Raw genomic sequence first — 23,298 nt, 5'->3', positions numbered from 1 at the left:
GCTCAGGCGCGCGGCTCGGTCGCGATCAGGTCGATCGACGGCCTGCCGTCGCGGCGGATCACGCCGAAGACGATCCGGCCCGTGATCGGCGGGGCGCCGTCGCGGGTCACCGTGTAGCGGCCTTCGGCCCGGCCGGCGCGGCCGCTGGTGACGCTCAGGTCGTCCAGCGCGTACTTCTTGACCTTGTCGGCCGCGAACTGCCGGCGGTACTCGCCGACGACCGCCGGGCGGCCCTTCTGGACCGCGGCGCTGGCGCTCCAGCGCTCGACCTCGGGCGTCAGCGTGCGGCGCAGGGCCGCGTCGTCCTCGTCGGTGTAGGCGTCGGCGAACGACTGCGCGGCGGAGCGGACCTCGGCGGTGCTCAGCGGGCCCGTCGGCGTGCCGTCGCCCCCGGCGATCCAGCGGACGACCAGGACCGCCGGGATCGCGAGCACGAGGACGGTCGCGGCCAGCGCGAGCTTGCGCCCGCGGCCGCGCTGGACCTTGACCGCGGCGGGTCGCCGCGCACCCGCGACGCCGTCGGCGCCGCTGCCCCCAGCGTCGGCCGCCCCCGCGATCCGCGTCGCCGCCGGCTCGGTCATCACCGCCGTCGCGCCCCCGGCCGGCGCGATCCGCGTCGGCTCGGCCTCCTCCGGCGTCGCGGCGCCCGTCGCCACGCTGCCGCGCGCGGTCGAGACCCGCTCGCCGGCCGCGGCGGCCAGCGCGGCACGCCCGAGGTCGCCGGCGCTCGGGTAGCGGTCGGCCGGCTCCTTGGCCAGGGCCCGGGCGATCACGCTGTCGAACGCGACCGGCACGCCGGTCGCCGCCTCCGACGGCCGCGGCGGCGGGTCGTGCAGGTGCGCGGTGATCGTCGCCGGGACGGTGTCGTGGCGGAACGGCGGCGTGCCCGTCAGCGCGGTGTACAGCACGCAGCCCAAGGCGTACACGTCGGCCCGGGCGTCGGTCGGCTCCCCGCGCAGGTGCTCGGGGGCCATGAAGTCGACGGTCCCGATCCAGTTGCCGGAGTCCGTGATCCGCGTGTCGGACGCCTGGACGCGCGTGATGCCGAAGTCGCTCAGGTAGGCGTGCGCGCCGCCGATGAGCACGTTGGCCGGCTTGACGTCGCGGTGCACCAGCCCCGCGGCGTGCGCGGCGTCCAACGCGGCGGCCACCTGCGCCACGATCGACGCGGCGCGCGCCGGCGGGAGCCGGGGCGGGTCGGTCGCCTTCAGCAGGTGGTGCAGGTCGGTCCCGGGGATGTACCGCATCACGAGGTAGAGGTGGCCGTCCTCCTCGCCTGCCGCGTAGACCGGCACCACGTTGGGGTGCTCGATCGACGCGGTCATCCGCGCCTCGCGCTCGAAGCGCTCGCGCACGTCGGGGTCTGACGCCTGCTCGGTGGCGATCAGCTTCAGGGCGACGGGACGCCCCAGGCGCAGCTCCGTCGCCCGGTAGATGACGCCCATGCCGCCGCGTCCGAGGACGCCCTCGATGCGGCAGCCGGCGAACTCGCTGCCTGTCTCGAGGTCGGCCATACGCCCCTCATTGTGCCGCGCGCGGCCGCGCGGGCGGGCGGGACGGTCTCAGCGCTCGTAGTTGACCAGCTGGCGGCGCAGCGTCGTGTACGCGGCGCGCGGGGTCCCGGCCGGGGTGGTCAGGCCGGCGTCGAAGCGCGCGGCGCAGCCCGCGCCGGTCCAGTTGTACACGTACATCCGCTGGACGCCGGAGGTTCGGAACCTGCGGGCGAGCGAGAACATGGTGTCGATCCGGTTGGCCGCGCGGGTGGTGTTGCAGGGGAACGACCGGCCGAACTTCACGATGCCGCCGGTCTCGGTGAACCAGAAGCGCGTGCGCGAGTTGTAGTGGTGGGCCTGGCGGATGATGCTGCGCGTGAACGTCGTGCGCCGGCGGTTGACGTCGCCGTAGTTGTGGATGCCGACGATCGTCGCCCGCCGGCGGAACGTCGGCGAGAGGTGGCGGTAGAACGTGCGCATGTAGCGCTCGACGCCGGTCTGGTCGAGGACGTCGAGCGCGACGACGCCGCACGACGGGCACGGCCCCTTGACCATCCGGTACATCGCGCGGAAGAAGGACGCGGCGCGCGTCGGCGAGCGGTAGGTCGGCTGCGACGCGTGGTTGGCCTCGTTCCACGTGCCGAACTCGCGCACGCCCAGGCCGCGGAAGTACCTCACCAACCGGCCGACCTTCGACGTGTAGGCGGCGACCGACGGCAGCTTGGCCTTCCTGATGGTGTAGTTGTCGGTCGAGACGTGCAGCAGGATCGAGAACCTCGCCGCCCGGGCGCGCTGGACGAACTGGGTCGCCGCCGTGACCTGGCCCGGGTTGTCCATGATGTTCCACGGCACGAAGAACCGGACGCGCTCGAACCTGGCGCGCTGGAACGCCGGCTGGTCGAACATCGTGGTGCTCTGGTCGCCGATCCCGACGCGGATCGGGATCCGCGCCTGCGCCGCGGTCGCGGGGACCAGGGCGGCGCAGACGGCGAGGACGAGCAGGACGGCACGGCGGCGCATCCCGCGATCCTGACATGCGTGCAGCGTCGCTACTCGCCCCGATCGCGAATCGGCGTCGACCGGACACGACTGCCCGCCGACACTCAGAGCCATGACCACCGCCTCCCTGTCCCAGGTCACCGACGACACGTTCGCCGCCGAGGTCCTGGAGTCCGACACGCCCGTCCTCGTCGACTTCTGGGCCGCCTGGTGCCCGCCGTGCCGCGCGATGCATCCGATCCTCGAGCAGCTCGCGACCGAGCGCGACGACCTGCGCGTCGTGTCGATCGACGTCGACGCCAACCAGGGCGTCGCCGCGCGCTACAGCGTCCTCTCGATGCCGACCTTCATGGTCTTCCGCCACGGCGAGCCGATCCTCAAGCTCATCGGCTCGCGCCCCAAGCGCAAGCTCGAGGCCGAGCTGGCCGAGATGCTCTAGCCGACCGCGCCCAACGCCGCGCGCAGGTGCTCGGCGAGCAGGCGCGCGACGGGGCCCAGGGCGGTGGCGCCGCGTGTCAGGAGCGCGATCTCGTGCCGTGCGGCGCCGCCGGCCACCGTCGCGACGCCGACCTCCGGGCCGGCGGCCGCGGCCCAGGACTCCGGGACCAGCGACACGCCCAGGCCGGCGCCGACGAGCATCCGCACCGCCGTCGGCTCGCCGATCTCGAACAGCGGGACGGGGCCGAAGCCCTCGGCGGCGCACGCCTCCAGCGCGCTGTGTCGCAACGCGCTGCCGGCCTCGGCCAGGACGAACGGCCGGTCGCGCACGTCCCACAGCCTCACGCCGCGCGCGCCCGCCAGCGGGTCGTCGGCGGCGACCACCAACACCAGCGGCTCGGGCCGCAGCGCGACCGCCTCGATGCCCTCGGGGACCGCGACGCCCTCCGGCAGCGCCGCGACCGCCAGCTCGGCAGCGCCCTGGGCGACGAGGTCGACGACCTCGGCGGGACGCGCCTGCGTCAACGCCACGCGCACGCCCGGATGCTCGCGGCCGAAGCGCGCCAGCGCCGGCGCCACGCGCAGCGCGTCGCCGGTCGTCGCCGCCGCGCGCACGCCGCCGCGCAGCGTGCCCGCGTGCTCGTCCATCGCGGCGCGCGCCCGGGCGACGTCGGCCAGGATCGCCTCCGCGCGCGCCAGCAGCTCCTCGCCCGCCGGCGTCACCTCGACCGGCGGCTGCGCGCCCGGCCGGCGCCGCAGCAGCTCGATCCCCAGCTCGGCCTCCAGCCGCCGCACCGCCTGGGACACCGCCGACTGCGTCACGTACAGCGACTCCGCGGCCCGCCGGAAGTGGCGATGGCGCGCGACCGCGGCGAAGTACTCGAGCTGTCGCAGGTCCATTGCGGTGCATTCTGCCCGTCGGTCCCTACGAACGCCGCGTTGGCCGGGCTAGCGTGGGGCGCCTATGGAAGCCTCCGACGTCGAGCTCCTCGAGGGCCTCGTCCACGACGTGCTCACCGAGCAGTGCGGTGCGGAGTTCGCCGACACCGTCCAGTGGCTGCACGCGACGGCCGCGCGCGTCCGCGAGGGCGACGACAGCGCCGGCGGCGCGCTCTTCACGCGCCTGCACGAGCTGGCCGAGGGCGATCTGGAGCCGATCATCCGCGCCTGCTCGCTGCAGCTGCAGCTGGCGAACATCGCCGAGGAGCGCGAGCGCCTGCGCCGCCGGCGCGCCTACGACGCCGAGGGCACGACGCAGCGCGAGTCGCTGACCCAGACCGCCGGCCTGCTCGAAGACCACCATGTCGATCCGGCGCAGGCGCTCCGCGACCTGCACGTCGAGCTCGTCCTCACCGCCCACCCGACCGAGGCCGCGCGCCGCTCGGTCCTGGACCACCAGTGGGCGATCACCGAGCTGCTGGACCGCGTCGAGGACCCGCGGACCGGGATCTCGCGCCGGCGCACGCTGCTCGACGAGCTGCGCGAGGTCCTGACGATCTGGTGGCAGACCGACGAGGTCCGCCGCGCCCGGCCGCACGTCGAGGACGAGGTCCGGCGCACGTTGTACGTCTTCGAGTCCGTGCTCTACGACGCGGTCCCGCGCACGCTCGACGAGCTGGAGCGCGCGTTGGACAGCCCGTTGCCCGACGGCGATCGCCCGGAGCCCGTGCTGGAGTTCGCCTCCTGGCCGGGCGGTGACATGGACGGCCACCCGGAGGTCGGCGCCGACACCGTCACCCAGACGATCGAGCTGCACCGGCGCGCCGCGATCCGGCTGCTGCGCGACCGCGTCGCGCGGCTGGCCCGGCGCTTCAGCCACTCCGAGCGCCACGTGCCGCTCAGCGCGGAGCTGGCGGCGTCGCTGGAGCGCGACGCCGCCGACATGCCGAGCGCCCGCGTCCTGCGCCGGCCCCATCACGAGTGGGAGCCGCTGCGGACCAAGTTGGGGTTCATCGAGCGGCGCCTCATCAACATGCTCGACGGCCGCGGCGAGGTCGGCTACGACGGGCCGGGCCAGCTGCGCGCCGACCTCGAGCTGGTCGTCGGATCGCTGCACTCCGGGCACGTCGCGCACGGCTCGCTGCGCCGGCTGCTGCGCCAGGTCGACATCTTCGGCTTCCACCTCGCGGGCCTGGACCTGCGCCAGAACGCCAACGTCGTCGACGCCGCGGTCGAGGCGCTGCTGCCCGGCTACGCCGCCGCGCCCGAGGAGGAGCGCCAGGCGCTGCTGGCCGACGCGATCGTCGCGGGTCGCGTAGGGCTGCAGCGGCGTCCGGCGGGCACGGCGGGCGAGCTCGTCGCCGCGCTCGACGCCGCCGCGCTCGCGTCCGAGGCCTACGGTCCGGAGGTCGTCCGCTGCCTGATCGTGTCGATGACCGAGAAGCCGTCGCACGTGCTCGGCGCGCGCTGGCTGGCCCAGCGCGCCGGCGCCGCGCTCGATCTGCGGTTCGTGCCGCTGTTCGAGACGCTCGACGACCTCGAGCGGGCGCCCGAGACCATGGCCTCGCTCTACGGCAGCGCCGCGTACCGGCGGCTGCTGGAGGAGCAGGGCGACCGCCAGATCGTCATGTTGGGGTACTCGGACTCGGGCAAGGACGGGTCCTTCATCGCGTCGCAATGGGCGCTGCGCGGCGCCCAGCTCGCGCTCTCGCGCCAGGCGGCGGAGCTCGGCATCGAGCTGGAGCTGTTCCACGGCCGCGGCGGCTCGACGTCGCGCGGCGGCGGGCCGATGTACCGCGCGATCGTCGCCCAGCCGACCGGCTCGCTGCGCGGGCGCATCCGGATCACCGAGCAGGGCGAGACGATCAGCGCCCGCTACGGGCATCCCGAGCTGGCCGAGCGCTCGCTGGAGCAGACGCTCAGCGCGGTGCTGCTGGCGTCCAACGTCGCGCGCCCCGCCGCGCCCGACGACTGGCGCGCCGACATCGACCGGCTCGCGCGCCGCTCGCGCGAGGTCTACCGCGCGCTGGTCTACGACGACCCGGACTTCGCGCGCTTCTTCTTCCAGGTCACGCCGATCGACGCGCTCGCCGACCTCAACATCGGCTCGCGGCCGCCGTCGCGCGGGGGCGACGGGTCGATCGAGTCGCTGCGCGCGATCCCGTGGGTCTTCGCCTGGACGCAGAACCGGATCCTGCTGCCGTCCTGGTACGGCGCGGGCTCGGCGCTGGCCGAGGGCGAACTGGACCGCTACCGCGCGATGCACGCGGACTGGCCGTTCTTCGCATCGCTGATCTCGACGCTCGAGATGGCGCTGTTCAAGACCGACCTGGGCGTCGCCGAGCGCTACCTGCGCCTCGTCGACCCCGAGCTGCGTGACCACTTCTGGCCGCAGATCGCCGCCGAGCACGACAAGGTCAAGGCGTCGGTCCTCGCGATCACCGGGAACGATCGGCTGCTCGCGGGCGCGCCGCAGCTGCAGGACCGGCTCGCGCATCGCGACCCGTGGGTCGATCCGCTGTCGCACCTCCAGGTCGAGCTGCTGGAGCGCACGCGGGCCGGCGCGACCGCCGACCGTCAGCCCCTGCTGGGGACCGTGACCGGGATCGCGTTCGGCCTGCGCAACACGGGCTGAGCGTCGCCGCGCTCAGGCGAGCGCGCCCGGGACCTCCTCCTTCATGGCGCCGCGGATCATCTCGCGCAGCTCCGGGGTGTCCTCGTGGCCGTGGGCGGTCACGGCGTGGGTGACGGCGGCCTTGAGGAGGTGGTCCTCGCTGCCGGCCATCGCCAGGTCGCAGCCGCTCTCACTCGGCATGTCCCGGCAATCCATGTACATGCGGCCCATCGCGGGCCTCCTTCCAGGTCGGAAGGCGCCTCCCTGGCGTCCGACGCTACGCCGGGCCGGGCCCGGCGGCAAGGGGTCTTCGGATCGTGCCTAGGCGTCGGCCGCGTGGGGCGACGTCGCGCCCAGGACCGCCTGCAGCGCGTCGGCGCGCAAGGAGGCCATCGGGTCGATCAGCGCCGCGACGAGCGGGTGGATCTCCTGATCCTCCTCGCGCATCCAGCCGCGGTCCTCGGCGGCGTGGACCCACTCGGTGAGCGCGTCGTGCAGCGCGACGAAGCGCGCGAGCGTCAGGACGACGGTCGCGTTGGCGCCGTGCTCGGCGAGCAGGTGCAGCTCGTCGCTGAGGCCGGTGAGCTCGCGCAGGGCGAGCACGTCGTCGGTGCTCAGGGCCTGATGGCGGTGGCGCTCGAGCCGGACGGCCTCCGCCGCCCGGGCCGCCGCATGGAGCTGCGCGGCGGACAGGTCGAACGACACATTGCAGACGGGTGTCCCGTCTGCGGCGTGGAGCGTGCGGAGCTCGGCGTTGACCATGACGTAGAAGACGCTAGCGGGCCGGAAGGACGACCGGGTGCCGTTTTGCGTTGTGCCCCGGTTATCGACCAACGGACAGCAGGTCATGAGCCCTGCAGGGGAGCGTCTTCGGAGCGACGTTCGCGGTCCTGCGCGGAGGGCCGCAGCCGCGGTGCTAGGTGAGCGCGCCCTCGAGCGTGAAGATGCGTCTGAGGATCGCGATCGACGTCGCGTAGGTCGAGTCCATGCCGTAGTAGGACATGCCGCGCGCGCCGAGCGTGCGGGCCTGCGTGAACGGCGTGTCCGAGGCGTAGTGGACGATCCCGAAGTCGATCGGGAGCTTGGAGAAGTTGACCTGCCCATCGGTCGGGTAGCGGTCCGGCTCGGCCAGCTCGTAGACCGCGTCGCAGTAGGGCCCGGCCTCCATCTCGACCACCGTGTAGGCCTCGCGGTAGTAGCGGTCCAGGTAGGACCGGTTCTGCAGGAAGGTGGAGCGGACGGTGACCGCGCGCTGGTTGTCGAGCCCGGAGCCGAAGCGCAGGTACGGCGCGATGTCGTCGAAGTCGAAGGCGTTGTCGAGCCAGTAGGTCGTGCCGCTGTGCTCGTCGTAGATGGTGTTGGAGATCATCACGTCGCCGACGTCGGCGTTCAGCGTCGCGGCCTTGCCCAGGACGTAGACGCCCTTGAGTGTGTCGCGGTCGGCGGAGATCTCGGAGAGGATGTTGTAGGCCGCGAGCCCGAGCGGGTAGTCGATGTTGATGATGGTGGCCTTGGAGTTGGCCAGCGCGTCGGCGTCCAGGTCGCCGAGGCGGTCGTCCAGCGCCGTGGGGTCGAGCTTGTCGATGGGCATGACCTGCGCGGCGACGCGCAGGCCCGACTCCGAGTTGAGGTGCAGGATCCCGCGCGCCTGCTCGGCGTAGCGGCGCGTCTGGGGCCCGGGCTCGGAGACCGCCTGCTCGCGGGCGAGGAAGTACAGGAAGTTGTTCCACGAGCCGGCGGTGCGCTGCTGGCGGAAGGCGGCCAGCTCCTCGCGCAGGTCCGACGCGCCGGCGCGCTCGACCCACTCGACCAGCGCCGACTCGCGCGAGCGGGCGTCGCCGGACAGGAGGTTGACCAAGGAGTGGGTGTTGGACGAGACGAAGTAGATGGGGGCGTCGCGCCCGATGCCGGCCTGCTCGAGGTTGTGGCGGACGGGTGTCCACCAGCGGCGGGTGAGGCGCGCGTAGGACACCTGCGAGCCGCCGAGCATCCGGATGCGCAGCGAGAGGTCGGTCGCGGCGACCTCGCCGAGGCGACGCGCGAACGCGGTGCCCCAGGCCTCCTGGAGGCGCTCCCAGTCCTCGGTCGAACCGCCGAGGACGCGTGAGCACTCAGCGGCGCCGGGCAGGCCCTGCGGCTTGGGCCAGCCGATCGCGTTGAGCTTGCGACGCAGCTTGTTCCACTCGATCTGGTAGGCGACGAGCGTCGGGATCAGGTCGTCGACGTCCGACGTCGAGGACAGCAGGACGCCCCAGATCCCGTCCGGGCCCTCGTGCCACTGGCGCCGCCGCGCGGGCGCCTCCTTCGTCGGCCAGTCGTTGAGCGGCAGGTTGACGGCCGCGAACTGCTCAGCCTCCTGGCCCATGACGATGAGCCGGCCCTGGTAGATCGTCGCGGGCAGCCGCTGCGTCGCGTACAGGAAGGCCCCGAGGTCCAGATCCTCCGCGCCGGCCAGCGGATGCAACGACGACTCGATCGCGATGTGCGACGACTCGAGGATCCGCAGCTTGGTCTCACCACGGGAGCGCAGGAGGGTCGAGTAGGTCCGCTGGTACAGCTCAACGTCGGAGGGCATTGGCGTGCGGGTATACCGCACGCGGCGGCCGCGGCGCGCACGGCGGCCTTCGCGCGCGTCAGCGGCGCCGCGCTTGGAACGTGGCGGCTAGGTGTCGGCCGCGACCCGGAACCCCAAGTGGCCCGACGAGGCGTCCGGGGTGTTCGCTGTCCGCGCGGCGACGCGGTAGCGGTCGCAGTAGGACACGTGGCAGAGATGGGAGCCGCCGCGCATCGGGACGAGGTTGTCGAGGCCGCCCGCGGAGAAGGAGCCGGAGGTCCACTCCCAGGCGTTGCCGGCGGTGTTGAAGAGGCCGAGGCCGTTGGGCGCGAAGGTGTCGACGGGGCAGGTGCCGAGCCAGCCGTCGGCGCCGGTGTTGTTGTTGGGGAACGTGCCCTGCCAGATGTTGGCGCGGTGCTCGCCGCCGGGCTCGAGCTCGTCACCCCAGGCATAGCGGGCCTGCTCGAGGCCGCCGCGGGCCGCGCGCTCCCACTCGGGCTCGGTCGGCAGCCGGACGCCGGCCCAGGCGCAGTAGGCCTCGGCGTCGTGGCGGGAGACGTGGACGACCGGATGGTCCGCGCGGCCCTCGAGGTGTGACTGCGGTCCCTCCGGATGGGCCCAGTCGGCACCGAAGACCTGTCGCCACCAGGGCGCCTGGGCGACGCCGCGCGTCGGCGGGAAGTCGTCGGGCAGGAACCCGCCGAAGACGAACGACCAGCCCTCCTGCTCGGCGGTCGTCCGGTGGCCGGTGGCTTCGACGAACGCCGCGAACCGCGTGGTGGTGACCGCGTAGGCGTCGATGTTGTAGGCGTTGAGCTCGATCGAGCGGACCGGGCCTTCGCCGTCGCCCGGTCGGGCGTGGCGATCCTCGTTGCCCATCAGGAACGCGCCGGCGGGGACCGCGACGAGCGTCGCGCGGGCGGCCGAACGTGCCGCGTCGTCGGCGATGGCCGTGGACGCGCCGGGGCGCGCCGACTCGCCGTTGCCCCGCGGCGCGCAGCACCCACCGTCGTGGTCGTGTCCCATCGCCACCGATCCTAGGCTCGCGGCGCCGCCGCTGGCACCACCCGAACCGGGTGAGCCGGGCGGCGGGCGGGGCGGTGTGGGGGTCCGGGGTGCGGGTCGCCTGGCGCCCGGTCCCGGGTCGGCGCGCGGTCGCGATCAGGCGCCCGCGCGGTGGCGCGCTATCGCGCTGCGGGCGCAGCGCCCGGTCGTGGAGGACGCCCGCGATCAGCCGCGCGCGCGGTCGCGCTGGGGTCGCAGCGCGCGGCGGCGGACGACGCCTTCGCGCGCCGTCTCCGGGATCGCGCCGGCCAGTATCGCGGCGTCGCGGCCGGCGCGGTGCAGGTCGTAGTGGTCGCGGTCGGGGCGGCCCGGCCGCGACTGGAACCACTCGCGCCTGAGCCCCAAGGCGTCGGCGAACGCGTGCAGCTCCTTGGTGCTGTCGGCCTGGAGGTGGCCGCCGCCGGTCCAGCGGCCCCAGTCGGCGTGGACGAACGCGTCATCGACGTAGACGGCCATCAGCGCGCGTTCACCGGCATCCGTCCATTGTGCCAACGGCGCGCGGACGGCCGGCTCAGGCGATCCAGACGCGGCTGGCTGAGACGGCACGGGCGCCGGGGCGACGAGCCACTTACCCGGCAGCGCGCCGCGAGAACCACTCCATCCCGGAACGACGAAGGGGCGCCCGGAGGCGCCCCTTCGAAGAGCTTCGGCGCGGGCCGGCGCCGAAGGCTGAGTCGGGTGGGTGACCCGCCCCCAGGCGCGGCTCAGCCGCAGCCAGTGTTGTTGCCGCAGGACGAGCACGTGTAGCACGAGCCGGTCCGCTGCATCATGCCTCCGCAGTTGCTGCACGCGGGGCCGAGATCGAGGCCGACGAGGCGCGCCGGGCGCACCGGCGGCGTGTCGGTGAGCGCCGAGGTCGGCGGCTGCGGCGCCGACGCCTTGGGCGTCGCCGTGCCGTTGCCGTTCGTCGGCGTCACGCGCGGTGCCGGCGTCGCCGGGCCCGCCGTGTCCGACGAGATCGACATCCCGGTCTCCTCGGCGAGCTTCTTGGCGCGGACCTCCTGCGTCAGGATCCCGAGCTCCTCCTGGATCTCGGCGTCCAGGAAGCGGGAGGCGAGCCAGCGCATCATGTAGTCCGGCATCGACTTCGCGAACGGGATCTCCGGGTTCTGGGTGATCCCTTCCGGCTCGAAGCGCATGTAGGCGAACTTCGAGACGAGCGTCTCGAGCGGCACGCCGTACTGGAGCGCGATCGAGATCGCGGTCGCGTACGAGTTCATCATGCCGCGGAGGGTCGAGCCCTCCTTGCCGACGTCGGTGATGAAGATCTCGCCGACCGTGCCGTCCTCGTACATGCCCGCCGTGATGTAGCCCTCGTGGCCACCCAGGCTGAACTTGTGCGTGATCGACTGACGCTCGCGCGGCATCTTGCGACGCTGCGGCCCGAGCTCGCCGATCTGCTTGGCGACCTCGGCCTTCACGGCCGCCTCGAACTCGGCGGAGTCGAGGGCCGGTGCGGCCTGCTCCGTCTGGGCGTCCGTGCGCAGCGCCTGCGCGGTCTTGGACCCGTCGCGGTAGATCGCCAGCGCCTTGACGCCGAGGTGCCACGCCTGCGTGTACGCGTCGACGATGTCCTCGACCGTCGCCGTGCTCGGCATGTTCACCGTCTTGGAGATCGCACCCGAGATGAACGGCTGCACGGCGCCCATCATCTTGATGTGGCCCATGTGGCTGATCGCGCGGGAGCCGACGGCGACGTCGAACACCTCAAGGTGCTCGTCCTTGATGCCGGGCGCCTCGACGATCGTGCCGTACTGGTCGATGTGCGCGACGATCTGGTCGATCGCGGTCGGCGCGTAGCCGAGCGTCTCCAGCGCGAGGCCGACCGTGCGGTTGACGATCGTCATCGACCCGCCGCCGACGAGCTCCTTGTACTTGACGAGCGAGAAGTCGGGCTCGACGCCCGTCGTGTCGCAGTCCATCAGGAACGAGATCGTGCCGGTCGGAGCGAGCACCGTCGCCTGCGCGTTGCGGTAACCGTGGGCCTCGCCGACCTCGACCGCCTCGTCCCACACCTCGCGGGCAGCGGACAGCAGCGCGTCGTCGCGGCCGATGCCGACCGGGATGTGCGCCGTGGCGTCGCGGTGCATGCGCATGACCGCGTTGTGCGGCTCGCGGTTCTCGGCGTAGCGCTCGTACGGGCCGATCGCCGCGGCGACCTTCGCCGACTGCAGGTATGCGCGGCCGGTCATCAGCGCCGTGATCGCGGCGGCCGTCGCGCGGCCGGACTCCGAGTCGTACGGCATGCCGTTGGACATCAGGTACGCGCCGAGGTTGGCGTAGCCCATGCCGAGCTGGCGGAACGCGCGGGCGTTGACGCCGATCTCCTCGGTCGGGTAGCTCGACGGCCCGACCACGATCTCCTGCGCGAGGAAGACGACGTCGACGGCCTTCTCGAAGCGCTCGACGTCGAACGTGCCGTCGACGCGGCGGAACTTCATGAGGTTGAGCGACGCCAGGTTGCAGGCCGAGTCGTCGACGTGCATGTACTCCGAGCACGGGTTCGACGCGTTGATGCGGCCCGACACCGGGCAGGTGTGCCACTCGTTGATGATGGTGTCGTACTGGACGCCCGGGTCGGCGCAGCGCCAGGCGGCCTCGCCGATCTTGCGCATGACCTCACGCGCGCGCAGCGGCTCGCCGACCGGCTTGCCGTTGGAGCGGGCCAGCGTGCGCCACTCGCCGTCGGCCTCGGCGGCGTTCATGAACTCGTCGGTGACGCGGACCGAGTTGTTGGCGTTCTGGTACTGGATCGACTTGAAGCCGTCGCCGTCGATGGACATGTCGAAGCCCGCGTTGCGCAGCGCCTCGGCCTTGTCCTCCTCCTTGGCCTTGCACTCGATGAACTCGACGATGTCCGGGTGGTCGACGTCGAGGACCACCATCTTGGCCGCGCGGCGCGTCTTGCCGCCCGACTTGATGGTGCCGGCCCACGAGTCGGCGCCGCGCATGAAGGACACCGGGCCGGAGGCCGTGCCGCCCTTGGACAGCGGCTCCATCGAGCCGCGGATGTTGGACAGGTTGATGCCCGAGCCGGAACCGCCGCGGAAGATGCGACCCTCGCGCGTGTTCCAGTCGAGGATCGAGTCCATCGTGTCCTCGACGCTCAGGATGAAGCAGGCCGAGCACTGCGGCTGCTCTTCGAAGCCGACGTTGAACCAGACCGGCGAGTTGAACGCCGCCAGCTGGTGCAGCAAGATGTAGGTGAGCTCGTCCTGGAACGCGTCGCCGTCCTCGGCGGTCGCGAAGTAGCCGCGCTGGCGGCCCCAGTCGGCGATCGTGCCCGAGACGCGGCCGATCATCTGCTTGACGGAGCGCTCGCGCGCGGGCGAGTCCATCTGGCCGCGGAAGTACTTCTGCGCGACGATGTTGGTCGCGTTCTGCGACCACGTCTTCGGGAACTCGACGTCGTCCTGGCGGAACTTGCCGACCGCCGCGGTGCGGAGCTCCCACTCCACGCTGTCGAAAGGAGCGGTGCCCGCGGTCGTGAAATAGCGCTCGATCGTGAGCGCGCGACCGGGCTGGATGTCCGTCGCGAAAGCGGTCTGTGGTGCTGTGTCCATACGCCTCTTGATCCTTCCTCGCCGCCGGCCCGCGGCAACTCGAAAACCTTGGTGGGGGTCGAGCAGGGTGGCGCGTGGGCCGGACGGAAAAAGGGGTCGTCCCCGCTATCTGCGGAGAACTTCAAGTGTAGGCGCCGTGCTTCAGCGTCCTAGGCGCACCCAGTCGCGGAACTCCGCCCATGCGGCAGAGGTCCGCCAGCCCGCTTCGGCGGTCGCGTGACGCCAGCGGATCCACCATGGCGGCTCGTACGCCCACCAGCGCGCGGCGGCGATCGCGAGGGCCGCCGCGAGCAGCAGCGCGCCAATGATCGCCACGAGGACGATGGCGGTGCTCGAGTCGTCCGAGGACGGACCGGGCTGGCCCGGAACGCCGCCCGCGGGGGCCGCGGTCGAGGCCGGCGTGGCGTCGGTCGGCGGCGTCGCGGTCTGCGGGACGGCGGTCGACTGGATCGTCGCGGTGGAGGGCGGCGTCGTGGTCGACGGCGCGGTGGTCGACGCCGGGGCCGTGGTCGAGCCCGGCAGGACCGACGAGCCGGGCGCCGCCGAGGTCGTCCCCTTGTTGGTGGTGCTGCTGGGGCTCGCCGACGTGGCGTCCTGGGCCTGCGCGAGGGGTGTGGGCACGGCGACCGCGAGCGCGGCGCACGCGAGCCCGACCGTTGCGAAGCGGCAGCGCATCGGCGGCACAGGCTAGCCAAGGAGGGCGCGTCAGCGCAGGACGTCGGTGAAGCCGCCGGTCACGATCGCCACGCCGGTGACGATCGCGAGGAACAGGAGGGCGAGCATGACGAGGCGCTCGCGGCGGGCGTCGGAGCCGAAGAGCGGGTCGTGGTCATCGGGCTCGTGGTCGGCGGCGAGGTCGTCGTCGTCGGCCTCGTGGAGGGGTGTGCGCGGGACGGCGGAGCGGAGCTCGTCGAGCTCGGCCTCGCGCTCGGTGCCGGCGGCGTAGGCGGCGTCGAGCTGGTTGGCGAGCTCGGCTTCCCGCTCCCGCGCCTCGGCGAGGGCGCGCTGGAGGTCGGCGATCGCGTTCGGGTCGACCTGGAGGACCTGCTCTTCGAGATCGGTGACGCGGGCGCGCAGCGCCTCGGCGTTGGCAGCGGCGGACGCGGCGCGGGCCTCGGCGTCCTGGACGTCCTGCGCGGCGGCGGCCCGCACGGCGGCGAGCTGGACCTGGACGGCGTCCTCTCCGCGCTCCTGCGCTCGCTGCTCTGCGCGAGCGACGGCGGCCTCGGCCTCGGCGCGGGTCTGGTCGACCTCGGCGAGGGCGGCGGTGAGGCGGGCCGCGAGGGTGGCGCGGTCGTCGTCGGCCTCGGCGCGGGCGGCTTCGAGGGCGGTGGCGCGGTCTTCGGCTTGGGCGCGGGCGGTTTGGAGGGTGGTGATGCGGTCGTCGGTGTCGGCGGTCGCGGCGGCGAGCGCGGACTCGAGCGAGGCTGCGCGGTCCTCGGCTTGGGCGCGGGCGGCCTCGAGGGTGGTGATGCGGTCGTCGGTGTCGGCGAGGGTGGCTTCGAGGGCGGTGGCGCGGTCTTCGGCTTGGGCGCGGGCGGTTTGGAGGGTGGTGATGAGGTCGTCGGTGTCGGCGGTCGCGGCGGCGAGGGCGGACTCGAGGGAGGCGACCCGGTCGGCGCCGGCGGCCTCGGTGGCGGCGAGGCGGGACTCGGCGTCGGCGCGGGCGGCTTCGAGCGCGGCGGCGCGCTCGCCGCGGTCGGCCTGCTCGGCGGAGAGGCGCTCCTGGGCGGCGTCAAGCGCGGACTGGAGTGAGGCGACGCGGGTGTCGGCGTCGTCGCGTGCGGCCTGGAGGGCGGCGTGTGCGGCGAGGTGGCGCTCAGCGTCGGCCTGCGCGGCGTCGAGCGCGGTCTGGAGCGAGGCGACGCGCGTGTCGGCGTCGGCCCGGGCGGTTTCGAGCGCGGTCCGGAGCGAGGCGACGCGCGTGTCGGCGTCGGCCCGGGCGGTTTCGAGCGCTGAGGCGCGCTCATCGGCCTCAGCCCGGGCAGCTTCGAGGGCGGCGATCCGGTCGTCGCGGTCGGCCTGGTCGACGGAGACACGTTCCTGGGCGGTGTCGAGCGCGTCCTGCAGAGCGGCGTGCGCGGCGCGGTGGCTCTCCGCTTCGGCGCGTGCGGCGTCGAGCTCGGCGCGCAGCCCGGCGTCGCGCTCGTCGGCCTCGGCCCGGGCCGCGTCGAGCTGGGAGCGCAGTTCGGTGGTGCGCGCGTCGGACTGGGCGGCCGCCGCGTCGAGGGCGGTCTGGAGGGCGGAGGCGCGGTTCTCGGCCTCGGCGTGCGCAGCTTCGAGCGATGAGATGCGCTCATCGGCACCGGTCGTCGCTGCGGTGAGCTGCGCGGTGACTGCGACGAGACGGCCTTCGGCGGTGCGGGTGCGCTCCGCGGCGGCGGCCTGAGCGGTGGCGAGGCGGTGGTCGGCGTCGACCTCGAGCGCGGCGAGGCGTTCGTCGGCGGCCGAGCGCTCACGGTCGAGGTCGTCTTCGAGCGCGGAGACCCGGGCCTCGGCGTCGGCGCGGGCCGCCGCGACGCGCTCGTCGGCGTCGACCTGCGCTTCGGTCCGCGCGCGCTCGACCTCGGCGCCCGCAGCCTCGGCCTCCGCGGTCGCCTCATCGCGCGCGGCACGCGCATCGGCGCGGGCCTGCTCGAGCTCGGCGGTCGCGGCGGCGACCTCGCGCTCGGCCCGCTCGGAGATCTCCGCGACGCGCGCCTCGAGTTGGGCGCGGAGGTTCTCGGTTTCGGCTTCGGCGGCGGTGATGCGTTCGGCCGCGTCGGCTTGTGCCGCGTGGGTCGCGGCGGTGAGCTGGGTCCGGAGGTTGTCGGTCTCGGCTTCGGCGGCGGCGATGCGTTCGGCGGCGTCGCCTTGTGCGGCTTCGGCCGCGGCGGTGAGCTGGGTCCGGAGCTCTTCGGTCTCGGCCTCGGCGGCGGCGACGCGCTCGGCCGCGTCGGCTTGTGCTGCCTGGGCGGCGGTGAGTTGGGCGCGGAGGGCGTCGGTTTCGGCCGCGTCGGCTCGTGTTGCTTCGGCCGCGGCGGTGAGCTCCGCGCGGAGGTTCTCGGTCTCGGCCTCGGCGGCGGCGATGCGCTCGGTGAGCTGCGCGCGCAGGCTCTCGGTGTCGCGCTGTGCCGCGGCGACGCGCTCGTCGGCGTCGGCCTCTGCGGCTTCGGCTTCGGCGGCGAGCCGCGCGCGGACGGCCTCGGTCTCGCGCTCGGCGGCGCCGATGCGGGCGGCCGCCTCGGCGCGGAGCTGCGTGCGGAGGGTCTCGGCTTCCGCGGCGGCGGCCTCGGCCGCCTGGGTGAACTGGGACCGGAGCGCTGCGATCTCGTGGTCGGCCTGGGCACGGGTCTGCTCGATGGCGGCGGAGAGGTCGCGGTGGGCGGTCGCTTCGGCCCGGCCCAGCTCCTCGCGGGCCGACTCGGCGTCGCGCTCGGCGGCGGACACGCGGTCGAAGGCGTTGGCCTCGGCGCGGCGGATCGCGGTCGTGATCTCCGATTGGGCCTGCTCGGCGGCGCGCTCGGCGACGGCCACCCCGTCGGCGGCCTCGGCCTGCGCCGCGGCCAAGGAGCGCTCGGCGGCCGCGACCCGCTCCGCCGACTCCGCGCGCGCGGCCTCGACCTCCGCGGCCGCCTCGCGCCGGGCGCCGTCCACCCGGTCGTCGGCCTCGCGCCGCGCCCGCGCGACGGCCTCCGCGCTCTCCAGCTCGGCGCGCTCGACCGCGACCGCCAGCTCGGCTCGCGCCGCCTCGGCCTCCGCCGAGACCTCGGCCAGCCGGGCCGCCGCGGCCGCGACCGCGCGCTCCTCGGCCTCCGACGCCGCCTCCTCGGCCCGTGCCCGCGCCGACTCCGCCGCGTCGACTCGCGACGCCGCCTCCGCACGCAGGTCGGCCTCGGCCACCCGGGCCGCCGACTCGGCGGCCTCGACCCGCTGGCGCCCCGCCTGCTCCGCCGCCTCGACGCGCGCCTCGGCCGCCGCCTCCACCGCCGCCTGCCGGGCCTCGGACTCCGCGCGCTGCGCGGCCACCTCGTCCCGCGACCGCGCCTCGACCGCGCGCGCCCGGTCCAGCTCGTCCTGCAGCTCTTCGACGACGACCGTCGCCGCGGCCTCGGCGTCCTCCAGGCGCTTGCGCAGCGCGTCGGCCTCCGCGGCCGCCGCCGCGTCGGCCTCCTGCAGCCGGTCCCGCAGCGCCGCGGCCTCACCCCGCGCCGCGTCCCCGACCTCGGCCAGCTGGGCGCGCAGCGCCTCGGTCTCGGACTCCGCCCGCGCATCCGCGGCCTCCAACGCGCGCTGCAGCCGTGCGACGTCCGTCGCGGCCTCGCGCTCGACACCATCGAGTCGCTCTTCGGCCTGGGCGACGCGCGCCTCGGCGTCGCGCTGGACCTCGACCAGGCGCTCGCGCAGCTCCGCGGCCCGCGCCTCGCCGGCCGTCTCGACGCTCGCCACCCGGTCGCGCAGCGCGTCGGCCTCGGCGGCCGCGTCGCGTTCGGCTTCGGCCACGCGCGCCCGCAGCGCCGCGGCGCTCGCGGACGCCTCCTCCTCGGCCGCCGCCAGCCGGTCCCGCAGCGCCGCCGCGTCGGCCGCCGCCTGCCCGGCCCGCTGCTCGGCGTCGGCCAGCCAGTTGCGCAGGTCGTCGGACTCCGCCTTGAGCGCCTGCTCGGCGCCCTCGGCCGCCGCCTGCGCTGACGCCACCGACGCCCGCAGCTGCTCTCCCTCGGACTCGGTCGCGCCCAGCCGATCGCGAAGGACATCAACATCGCCCGCGTGCGCGTCGCGCTCGTCCTCGACGACGCGAACCCGCTCCTCCAGCGCGTCGGCCTCGCTCGCCCGCGCTTTCGCCGCCGCCAGCTGGGCCTCCAGCCGCGCGAGCCCTGCGGTCGCCTGCTCGGCCAGCCCGGCGCGCTCGCTCGCCTCGGCCGCGGCGACGCGCAGCTCCGACAGCTCGGACGTCGCCGCGTGGGCCCGCGCCTCGGCGTCGCGCCGCGCGACGGCCTCGGCGTCGATCCGCCGCTGCGCCTCGCGCAGCTCGGAGCCGAGCAGCGCCGCCCGCTGCGACGCCTCGTCCGCGTTCTCGCGCAGCGCCCGCTGCGCCTCGGACTCCGCCGCGCGCCGCGCCGCGCGCTCCTCGCGCACGCGCGTCGTCAGGTCGTCGGCGCGCCGCGCGGCCGCCTCGGCCCGCCGCGCCAGCGCCTCGGTCTCGCTCAGCTTCTGCTCGAGCCCGCGGATCCGCTGCTCGGCCTGCTCGGCGCGCCGCTGCGCCGCGCCCGCCGTCAGCGTCGCGTTCTCGCGCTCGCCCTCCAGGACCTCGAACCGCTCGCGCAAGGACGACAACTCGGTCGCCCGCGCCTCCGCGACCGACCGCGCGTCCTCGACCGCCGACAGCCGGGCCTCGGCCGCCCGCGCCGCGCGCGACGCCCGCTCGGCCTGCTCGCGCAGCGCCCCGACCTCGCCCTCGCGCTCTTCGAGCGCCCGCCGCGCCTCGTGGGCGACCTCGACCGCCTGGCGGGCCTGGTCCGCCGCGCGCGTCGCCCGGTCGCGGTGCTCGCGCGCCCGCTCCTCCTCGGCGGCGGCGCGCTCGCTGGCCCGGACGCGCTCCTCGGTCAGCGCGTCGACGGCCCCGACGCGCGCGGCCTCGGCGCGCGCCGCGATGTTCGCCGCGCGCGCTGTCTCGTTGGCCGCCTGCTGGGCGATCGCGTGCGCCTCGGCCGCCCGGCGCTCGGCGTCCTCGCGCGCGGCGCGCTCCTCGGCCAGCCGCTCGTGCACGGCAGAGAGGTCCGACGCACGCGCGAGCTGGCCGACGTCCAGGACGGACGGCGGCGCCTCGGCCGGCCGGGCGCCGCGCCGGCGGAACCCGGCGCGCCCGCGATCGGGCGCCGGGTCTTCGGGCTCGGGCGCGACGGGCGCGACGGGCGCGACGGGCGCAACCGGCGCAACCGGCGCCGCCCGCGCTCCCCGCCGCCCCGACGGCCGCGGGAGATCGGTGATCTGCCCGCGCCCCGTCTGCAGGGCGTACGCGACCCGCGCCTCGCTCACGACCTCCGCCGGCGCGCTGAACGCCGCGCGCCACTCGAAGCCCTCCGGCCCGACCATCGGCGCGACGTCGTCGGGCCCCGGCAGCGGCGACAGGCGGTGGATCCGGCGCCCGTCGTCGAGCAGCAGCAGCGGCGCCGCGAGGCGCTCCCGGGACGGGGCCACCCAGCGACCCGCGATCCGCAGCAGCACCGTGCCGGGACCAGCGGGGACCTGCTCGAAGGACTGAACCTCGAAGCGCGGAGTCATGAGAGGCGCGAGCGAAACCCGGCGTCGCTCGCCGATCGTAGCCGGAAGGTCGGCTATTGCAGGCGCTTCAGCGCCGTCAAGGCCTGCAAAAGCACGGTTTCCGGCGCGCCGGAGCCGTCCAGCACCACGTAGCGCTCGGGCGCGGCGGCCGCCAGCGCGTCGTAGGCCGCCACCGCGGCGGCGAAGAACGCCGCGCCCGCCTGCTCGATCCGGTCCAGCCCACCGCGCAGCCGCGCCGCCCCCACCGCCGGCTCCACGCGCACGTACAGCGTCAGATCCGCCACCAGCCCGCCCGTCCCGAACGCGTTGATCGCCGCGACCGCGTCGACGCCCAACTCGCGTCCCGCACCCTGGTAGGCCAGCGACGAGTCCACGTACCGGTCCAGCACGACCCAGCGGTCGTCCGCCAGCAGCGGCCGGACGACCTCGGCCACCAGCTGCGCCCGCGCCGCGGCGAACAGCAGCGCCTCGGCGCGCGGGTCGACGTCCAGCGCCGGGTCGGCGACCAGCGCGCGGATCCGCTCGGAGACCTCCGCGCCGCCCGGCTCGCGCAACACCACCAACTCGGGCATGGCCTCCACCAGCCCGCGGGCGAGCGTGGTCTTGCCCGCCCCGTCGATGCCCTCGATCGCGATCAGCCGTCCCACTCGCGCGTGACAGTACCCTGGCCCGCGCATGCTCGAGGTCGTCGATCGCCACCCGCACGCCCGCTCGATCCTCGGCGCGGCGCTCCCGCCGGCCGGCGCGCCGTCGCACGCCTACCTGTTCCACGGGCCGGCCGGCGCGGGCAAGCGCGCCGCCGCCCGCGCCTTCGCCGCCGAGCTGCTGGCCGAGGGCGCCAAGGACCCGGCCAACGCCAAGCGCCGCGTCCTCGACGGCGTCCACCCCGACCTCACCTGGGTCCGTCCCAGCGGCGCTGCCGAGATGCTCGTCGCCGACCTCGAGGAGCCCGTGATCGGCGCGGCGTCGCGCACGCCGTTCGAGGCTCAGCGCCGCGTCTTCGTGATCGAGGGTGCCGACACGATGAACGACCAGGCCGCCAACAAGCTGCTCAAGACGCTCGAAGAGCCGCCGCCGTTCGCCCACCTCGTCCTGCTCACCAACCGGCTCGGCAACATCCTGCAGACGGTCCGCTCCCGCTGCCAGCTCGTCCGGTTCGAGGCCGCGACGCCGCAGGAGCTCAGCGACCGCCTCCAGACCAAGCACGGCGTCCCGCCGCTCACCGCCGACGCCGCCGCGCGCCTCGCGCTGGGCGACGCCGAGCGCGCCCTCGCGCTCGCCCTCGCCCAGGGCCCGGCGCTGCGCGACACGGCCGAGCGCTACGCCCGCGCCGCGCTGCACGCCCGCCTGGCCGAGCGCCCGCACGTCGCGCTGCTGGACCTCGCGCGCGCACGCGGGGACGTCGCCGCGACCGCCGTCGCCGAGCAGATCGCCGCCGACGCCGAGCTGCTGCCCGATCGCGAGGCCCGGCGCGTCAAGCGCGAGGGCGAGACCGCCGGCAAGCGCGCCCACCGTCGCGCCCACGCCGCGACGATCGACCACGGCCTCCAGCTCGTCGGCCTGTGGCTGCGTGACGTCGCGGTCGTCAAGGACGGCGTCCCCGAGCTGGTCCACCACGTCGATCGCGTCGAGCAGGTCCAGGCCGACGCCGACGAGACGCAGGCCAGCGGCAACAGCCTGCGCGACGCCGTCGGCCTCGTCGAGGAGGCGCGCACGATGCAGATCCTCAACCCGTCCGAGGAGCTGGCGCTCGAGGCGCTGGCCTCCAAGCTGGAGCGGACGCTCCGAGGCTAGGCGTCCAGCGCGCCGGTCGCGACCAGCGCGAGGACGACGACGCCGAGCACCACGCGGTAGACGACGAAGACCGTCACCGGGTGACGGGTCAAGTACTTCAACAACCAGGCGATCGACGCGTAGCCGACGATGAACGCGAAGATGGTGGCGATGATCGTCGGGACCGCGCCGGCGCCGCCGCCGTGGCCGACGTCCTTCAGCTCGAAGACCCCGGACAGCACGACGGCCGGGACCGACAGCAGGAACGAGTAGCGCGCCGCGGCCTCGCGCGTGAGGCCGAGGAACAGGCCGGCGGTGATCGTCGAGCCGCTGCGCGACACGCCCGGCACGAGCGCGCAGGCCTGCGCGCAGCCGATCAGGACGCCGTCGCGCATCGTCAGCGAGTCGATCTCGCGCTCCTTGCGTCCGACCTTCTCGGCGATCTCGAGGACCACGCCGAGCACGATCAGCGCGATGCCGATCAGCACGAGCTGGCGCGCGTCGGTCTCGATCTTGTCCTTGAACAGCAGGCCGAGGATCGAGATCGGGATCGTGCCGACGATCAGGTACCAGCCCAGGCGCACGTCGAGCGTGCCGCGGACCGACGGGTCGCGCAGCGAGCGCAGCCACGCGCGCGCGATGTTCCACAGGTCGTGGCGGAAGTACAGCAGGACGGCCGCCATCGTGCCGAGCTGGACGACCGCGGTGAACGCGGTGCCCGGATCGTCCCAGCCGGCGAACGCGGGGACGAGGCGCAGGTGCGCGGTGGAGGAGATCGGCAGGAACTCGGTGAGGCCCTGAACGATCCCCAGGACGATGGCCTGGAATGCGTCCATGTGCGCGGGCCACAGTAGCCGCCGCAGTGGTCGAGCGGCCGTCCGACCGGCCAGGTGCCGGGTCGTGGTCAGGTTGCGGTCAGGTTCCCGAGGTTGGGCGCCAGGCCGTGGAGGTCGAAGGCGCGGAACGCGTTGAAGCGCGGGTGGTCGGGGCCGTGGAAGTCCGCGGAGCCGGTGCTGAGCAGGCCGCGCTTCACGCAGGCGCGCGCCGCGATCAGCGTGTCCTCGCGACCGCACTCGCGCCAGGATCGTTAGGGCGCTAACGACATGCTGTTAGCATGCTAACGACATGGCGCAGTCCGCTCCAACCCATGACCCGACGCCCGACGCCGAGCTCGACGAGCTCGTCGGCGCCTTCGACGCGTTCGTCAAGGCCGCCAAGCGCTCCCGCGCCCGCGCGGAGCCCGGCGGCGCGGCGTTGACCTCGTCCCAGGTCGACCTGCTCCACCCGCTGCTGGACTGCGAGCCCGGCGGCCTCGGCCTGCGCGAGCTCGCACGGTTGGTGGGGATCGCGGCGCCGACGGCGACGCGCATGGTCGACGGCCTGGAGTGCCGCGGCTTCGTCACGCGCGCGCGCGATCCCGAGGACGGCCGCGCGGTGCGCATCGCGCTGACGGCCGAGGGGACCGAGGTGCTGCTGGAGCGTCGCGCGCAGATGCTCGCGCGACGGCGCGCCATGTTCGACCTGCTGACGCCGAGCGAGCGTCGCGCCGCCGCCAAGGTGCTGGCGCGCCTCGCCACGGCCTTCGAGAGGAGCTGACCC

The 23,298-nt window shown here is 74.6% G+C and carries 18 protein-coding genes; 5 read left to right on the top strand and 13 right to left on the bottom strand.

Annotated features, from left to right (window positions below; all coding sequences use genetic code 11):
- Positions 1–2: 2 nt before the first annotated feature.
- Complete coding sequence (locus DSM104299_RS26495) at positions 3–1,514, bottom strand: serine/threonine-protein kinase (RefSeq protein WP_272474674.1); 1,512 nt, start codon at positions 1,512–1,514, stop codon at positions 3–5.
- Positions 1,515–1,562: 48 nt separating this feature from the next.
- Positions 1,563–2,513 carry a hypothetical protein gene (locus DSM104299_RS26490; RefSeq protein WP_272474673.1) on the bottom strand — a complete coding sequence of 317 codons (951 nt, stop codon included), beginning with the start codon at positions 2,511–2,513 and terminating at the stop codon, positions 1,563–1,565.
- A 91-nt stretch (positions 2,514–2,604) separates the two neighbouring features.
- Here DSM104299_RS26490 and trxA point away from each other — a divergent pair, with 91 nt between their 5' ends.
- The gene (gene trxA / locus DSM104299_RS26485; RefSeq protein ID WP_272474672.1) at positions 2,605–2,931 is read left to right on the top strand and encodes a thioredoxin; all 327 of its coding nucleotides are present in this window, start codon (positions 2,605–2,607) and stop codon (positions 2,929–2,931) included.
- On the opposite strand, the gene DSM104299_RS26480 is transcribed toward trxA, so the two are convergent.
- Positions 2,928–3,830: a LysR family transcriptional regulator gene (locus DSM104299_RS26480; protein WP_272474671.1), complete on the bottom strand. Its 903-nt coding sequence runs from the start codon at positions 3,828–3,830 to the stop codon at positions 2,928–2,930. The two genes, trxA and DSM104299_RS26480, sit on opposite strands and share 4 nt — an antisense overlap.
- 64 nt (positions 3,831–3,894) lie before the next feature.
- On the opposite strand from DSM104299_RS26480, the gene ppc reads away from it, so the two are divergent.
- Entirely contained in the window at positions 3,895–6,504 is a 2,610-nt protein-coding gene (gene ppc, locus DSM104299_RS26475) for a phosphoenolpyruvate carboxylase (RefSeq protein ID WP_272474670.1), read from the top strand.
- A 12-nt stretch (positions 6,505–6,516) separates the two neighbouring features.
- On the opposite strand, the gene DSM104299_RS26470 is transcribed toward ppc, so the two are convergent.
- The 6 genes from DSM104299_RS26470 to DSM104299_RS26445 form a co-directional block, all read right to left on the bottom strand.
- Positions 6,517–6,699, bottom strand: coding sequence for a DUF1059 domain-containing protein (locus DSM104299_RS26470; RefSeq protein ID WP_489886061.1), 183 nt, complete (start codon positions 6,697–6,699; stop codon positions 6,517–6,519).
- 105 nt (positions 6,700–6,804) lie between these two features.
- Entirely contained in the window at positions 6,805–7,245 is a 441-nt protein-coding gene (locus tag DSM104299_RS26465; protein WP_272474668.1) for a hypothetical protein, read from the bottom strand.
- Positions 7,246–7,399: 154 nt separating this feature from the next.
- On the bottom strand, positions 7,400–9,058 hold the full coding sequence (locus tag DSM104299_RS26460; RefSeq protein ID WP_272474667.1) for a DUF6909 family protein: 1,659 nt from the start codon (positions 9,056–9,058) through the stop codon (positions 7,400–7,402).
- A gap of 87 nt (positions 9,059–9,145) precedes the next feature.
- Positions 9,146–10,063: a formylglycine-generating enzyme family protein gene (locus tag DSM104299_RS26455; protein ID WP_272474666.1), complete on the bottom strand. Its 918-nt coding sequence runs from the start codon at positions 10,061–10,063 to the stop codon at positions 9,146–9,148.
- Positions 10,064–10,267: 204 nt separating this feature from the next.
- Positions 10,268–10,558 (bottom strand): DUF4031 domain-containing protein, encoded by a 291-nt coding sequence (locus DSM104299_RS26450; protein ID WP_272474665.1) that lies wholly within the window; start codon positions 10,556–10,558, stop codon positions 10,268–10,270.
- A gap of 248 nt (positions 10,559–10,806) precedes the next feature.
- Positions 10,807–13,665 carry a vitamin B12-dependent ribonucleotide reductase gene (locus DSM104299_RS26445; RefSeq protein WP_272474664.1) on the bottom strand — a complete coding sequence of 953 codons (2,859 nt, stop codon included), beginning with the start codon at positions 13,663–13,665 and terminating at the stop codon, positions 10,807–10,809.
- 304 nt (positions 13,666–13,969) lie between these two features.
- Between DSM104299_RS26445 and DSM104299_RS26440 the strand changes: the two genes are divergently transcribed.
- Positions 13,970–14,356 carry a hypothetical protein gene (locus DSM104299_RS26440; protein ID WP_272474663.1) on the top strand — a complete coding sequence of 129 codons (387 nt, stop codon included), beginning with the start codon at positions 13,970–13,972 and terminating at the stop codon, positions 14,354–14,356.
- A 14-nt stretch (positions 14,357–14,370) separates the two neighbouring features.
- On the opposite strand, the gene DSM104299_RS26435 is transcribed toward DSM104299_RS26440, so the two are convergent.
- Together DSM104299_RS26435 and tmk are read right to left on the bottom strand one after the other, a co-directional pair.
- Complete coding sequence (locus DSM104299_RS26435; RefSeq protein ID WP_272474662.1) at positions 14,371–19,926, bottom strand: coiled-coil domain-containing protein; 5,556 nt, start codon at positions 19,924–19,926, stop codon at positions 14,371–14,373.
- A 53-nt stretch (positions 19,927–19,979) separates the two neighbouring features.
- Positions 19,980–20,573 carry a dTMP kinase gene (gene tmk / locus DSM104299_RS26430; protein WP_272474661.1) on the bottom strand — a complete coding sequence of 198 codons (594 nt, stop codon included), beginning with the start codon at positions 20,571–20,573 and terminating at the stop codon, positions 19,980–19,982.
- A 28-nt stretch (positions 20,574–20,601) separates the two neighbouring features.
- Here tmk and DSM104299_RS26425 point away from each other — a divergent pair, with 28 nt between their 5' ends.
- Complete coding sequence (locus tag DSM104299_RS26425) at positions 20,602–21,720, top strand: AAA family ATPase (RefSeq protein WP_272474660.1); 1,119 nt, start codon at positions 20,602–20,604, stop codon at positions 21,718–21,720.
- Here the strand turns inward: DSM104299_RS26425 and DSM104299_RS26420 are convergent.
- Positions 21,717–22,535 carry an undecaprenyl-diphosphate phosphatase gene (locus DSM104299_RS26420; RefSeq protein ID WP_272474659.1) on the bottom strand — a complete coding sequence of 273 codons (819 nt, stop codon included), beginning with the start codon at positions 22,533–22,535 and terminating at the stop codon, positions 21,717–21,719. The genes DSM104299_RS26425 and DSM104299_RS26420 overlap by 4 nt on opposite strands.
- A 68-nt stretch (positions 22,536–22,603) precedes the next feature.
- Positions 22,604–22,732 (bottom strand): hypothetical protein, encoded by a 129-nt coding sequence (locus tag DSM104299_RS26415; RefSeq protein ID WP_272474658.1) that lies wholly within the window; start codon positions 22,730–22,732, stop codon positions 22,604–22,606.
- A gap of 92 nt (positions 22,733–22,824) precedes the next feature.
- Between DSM104299_RS26415 and DSM104299_RS26410 the strand changes: the two genes are divergently transcribed.
- Complete coding sequence (locus DSM104299_RS26410) at positions 22,825–23,295, top strand: MarR family winged helix-turn-helix transcriptional regulator (RefSeq protein WP_272474657.1); 471 nt, start codon at positions 22,825–22,827, stop codon at positions 23,293–23,295.
- Positions 23,296–23,298: the final 3 nt, after the last annotated feature.

This window comes from Baekduia alba, assembly GCF_028416635.1.
Classification (GTDB): Bacteria; Actinomycetota; Thermoleophilia; order Solirubrobacterales; family Solirubrobacteraceae; genus Baekduia; species Baekduia alba.
The sequence above is the reverse complement of the archived record's forward strand: the minus strand, read 5'-3'. Positions and strand labels throughout refer to the sequence as shown.